Genomic DNA, 2812 nt, shown 5'->3' on the forward strand with positions numbered 1-2812 from the left:
GCCCAGCTCAGGGCGGCCAGGTCGGTGACGCCACCGAGCGCCGCCACGCCCACCCCGACCAGCGCCGTGCCGGCCGTCGCGGCCGTCAGCAGGACGGCGAGGCGCGGCGCCAGCCAGGCCCGCCGGTCGATCGGCGCGCTGGTCACCCAGCTCTGCGTCGCCGGGGTGACCAGCAGCGGACCGAGCGCCCGCAGGCCGCGCCAGGCGAGCCCGGCACCGGCCAGCAGCGCGGCGACCGCCAGCCACCAGCGCACCCCCGGATCGGCCCGGCCGACGGTGGGCGACTCCAGCATGTCGCGGCTGGCGCTGACCGCGAACCAGCCGTACATGCCCACGAAGAGGACCACGACGTACGCGTCGCCCAGCACGTCGCTCAGGGAGTGGTCGTGGTGCCGGCGGCGGGCCCGGCGCAGGTGCGTACGCACCTGCCGGGCGGTGGGCACGCCGGCCGGCGCGTCGGCGAGGGTTGCCGGCGGGGCGGTCACCGGCCGATCTCGATGCGCTCGTCGACCACCGCGTCGATCAGCTCCGGGTCGTGCGAGGCCAGCAGCACAGCGGTGCCCGCCTCCCGTTCCCGGCGCAGCCGGTCGGCCAACCACTGCCGGCCGCGTACGTCCAGCCGCTGCTCCGGCTCGTCCAGGATCAGCACCCGGCGCGGGCGTACGAAGCAGGACGCCAGCGCCAGCCGGCGGCGCTGCCCGCTGGACAGGGTCACCGGCAGCTGGTCGCGGGCCGCTTCCAGGCCCAGCTCGGCGAGCACCTCCTCGACCGGCTCGGCGTTGCCGCCGTGCGCGTACGCGACCAGCTCCAGGTGCTCGACCACGGACAGGTCGGGGAAGAAGTCGATGTCGTCCAGGGCGGCCGCCACCAGCGCCCGCACCTGGGGATCGGTCTCATCGGCCCGCCGACCCTGCACCAGCACCTCGCCCGCGTCCGGCCGGTCGGCGCCGACCACGCAGCGCAGCAGCGTGGTCTTGCCGCTGCCGTTGGGGCCCAGCACCACCGCGATCCGGCCCGCCTGGAGCGTGAAGCTCACGTCGTCGAGCACGACCAGGTTGCCGAAGTTGCGGCCAAGTCCCCGCACCGAGAGCGCATCCACGAGCACACACTCTCCCAGACCCCCGCAACCGGCCAACCCGAGCGACCCACATCACGCGGGCGCCCCGGGCCCAGCGCGGATCATGGCCCGGTCACCGGCAGGTCGCTGTCGTCCTCCAGCCGGCTGTCCGCGGCGGCCTGCCCGTCGGCGTCGCCGACCTCCTCGGCCACCGCCGCCGCGTCCGCCCAGTGCCGCCGCGCCTCGACGCGGTCGCCCAGAGCCGCGGCCGCGTCACCCAGGTAGAGCAGGGTGCGTGCCAGCCCCGGGGTCGGCCGGCTCTCCTCGCGCAGCCGCCGGCCCTCGGCCAGCAGCTCGTACGCCGCCCGCGCCTGCCCCGGCGCGGCGGTCAGCAGCGTCGCCCCGGCATTGAGCAGCGCCGCCGCCCGGCTCGTCGGGTCGCTCACCGACTCGTACTCCCGCAGCGCGGCCCGCCACGCCTGCGCGGCGTCCAGGTGCTCGCCGAGGGCGGCGTGCACCAGCACCAGGTTGGTCAGCGCCGCCGCGTAGCCGCGGGCGTCACCCACCGACCGGAACGTGTTCGCCGCCCGCACCAGGTGGTGGTGCGCGGTGTCCAGCTCGCCCCGGGCCAGCTGCGCCGCCCCCAGGCCCAGATCGGTGAGCGCCAGCCCGGCCCGGTCCGCCCCCGAGCGGTGCCGGCGGGACAACTCCAGATGCTCCACCGCGTCGTCGAGCTGCCCCAGGTCCAGCAGGGCCAGGCCGAGGTTCATCCGGGCCTGGGCGGTGCCCCGCCGGCCCCGCTCGGCCACCGCGAGGGTGAGCGCGGCGGCAGCGCCCTGCGGATCGTGCCGGCGCCGGCGCAGCACCCCCAGCTCGTTGTGCGCCCAGCCGGCGATCTCCGGTCGGTCGTCGGCGGTCGGGGTGGCCAGCACGGTGCGGCAGACCTGCTCCCACTCGTCCAGCCGCTCGACGTGCGCCAGCCACCCGCACAGGGCCACCGCCAGCCGGAACCACCACCGGCGCACCCGGCGGGGCAGCGTCTCGGCCGCGCCGGCCGGCACCCGGACCACCGCCAGCAGCAGTTCCTGGTGCAGGTCGAACCAGCCGTACGGGTCGTCGTCCAGCGGCAGGGACCACTCCCGGTCCGGTGGGGAGCCCAGCACCGCCAGGTTGGCCGCGTGCCGTTCGGCCCGCCGGGCCAGGTGCCGGGTCAGCCGGGCCTGCGCGGCGACCCTTGCCCGGGCCGGGTCGGCGTCCCGCAGGTGCAGCCGCGCGTTGCCGGCGAGCAGCGGGCGGATCTCGTACCGGTCGCCGGGCGCGCCGACGACGAACGCCGCGGCGGCCAACTCGTCGAGCAGCGCGGTGACCCGTTCGCGGTGCCGACCGGCCAGCGCGGCGATGGCGGGCCGGTCCACCGGGGCGGGCGCCAGCGACATCAGCCGGTACAGCCGGCGGGCCTCGCGGGTCAACGCCCGGTACGCGGTGTCCCGTTCGGTGACCAGCCGGGCCGCCGGGGAGACGGCGACCCGCTGGTGCGGCGGCGTCTGCACCGCGCGGCGCAGCGCGTCCAGGACGTCGGCGTGCCGCCAGCCGTGCTGGGCGGTGCGGTAGCCGAGCGCCCGGACGGTGCGCGGCTGCCGTCCGCACACCTCGACGATCTCGCCGACCGCCGGGTCGGTGCGCGGGTCGGCGCGGCGGACCCGCGCGGCCGGCGCCACCCCGCCCGCGGCGGCGAACAACTCGACCGCCTCGGCC

General features: G+C 77.7%; 3 protein-coding genes. All 3 read right to left on the bottom strand.

What is annotated here, in order from left to right; all coding sequences use genetic code 11:
• On the bottom strand, positions 1-485 hold a 485-nt coding region (locus tag EAD98_RS00495), incomplete at its 3' end, for a DUF6297 family protein (RefSeq protein WP_233583658.1).
• On the bottom strand, positions 482-1099 hold the full coding sequence (locus EAD98_RS00500) for an ABC transporter ATP-binding protein (RefSeq protein WP_233583659.1): 618 nt from the start codon (positions 1097-1099) through the stop codon (positions 482-484). The genes EAD98_RS00500 and EAD98_RS00495, both read right to left, overlap by 4 nt.
• Before the next feature lie 80 nt (positions 1100-1179).
• Positions 1180-2812: tetratricopeptide repeat protein (locus tag EAD98_RS30825; RefSeq protein ID WP_199723182.1), on the bottom strand; the 1633-nt coding region annotated here is incomplete at its 5' end.

This window comes from Micromonospora sp. CV4 (assembly GCF_003667455.1).
Lineage (GTDB): Bacteria > Actinomycetota > Actinomycetes > Mycobacteriales > Micromonosporaceae > Micromonospora.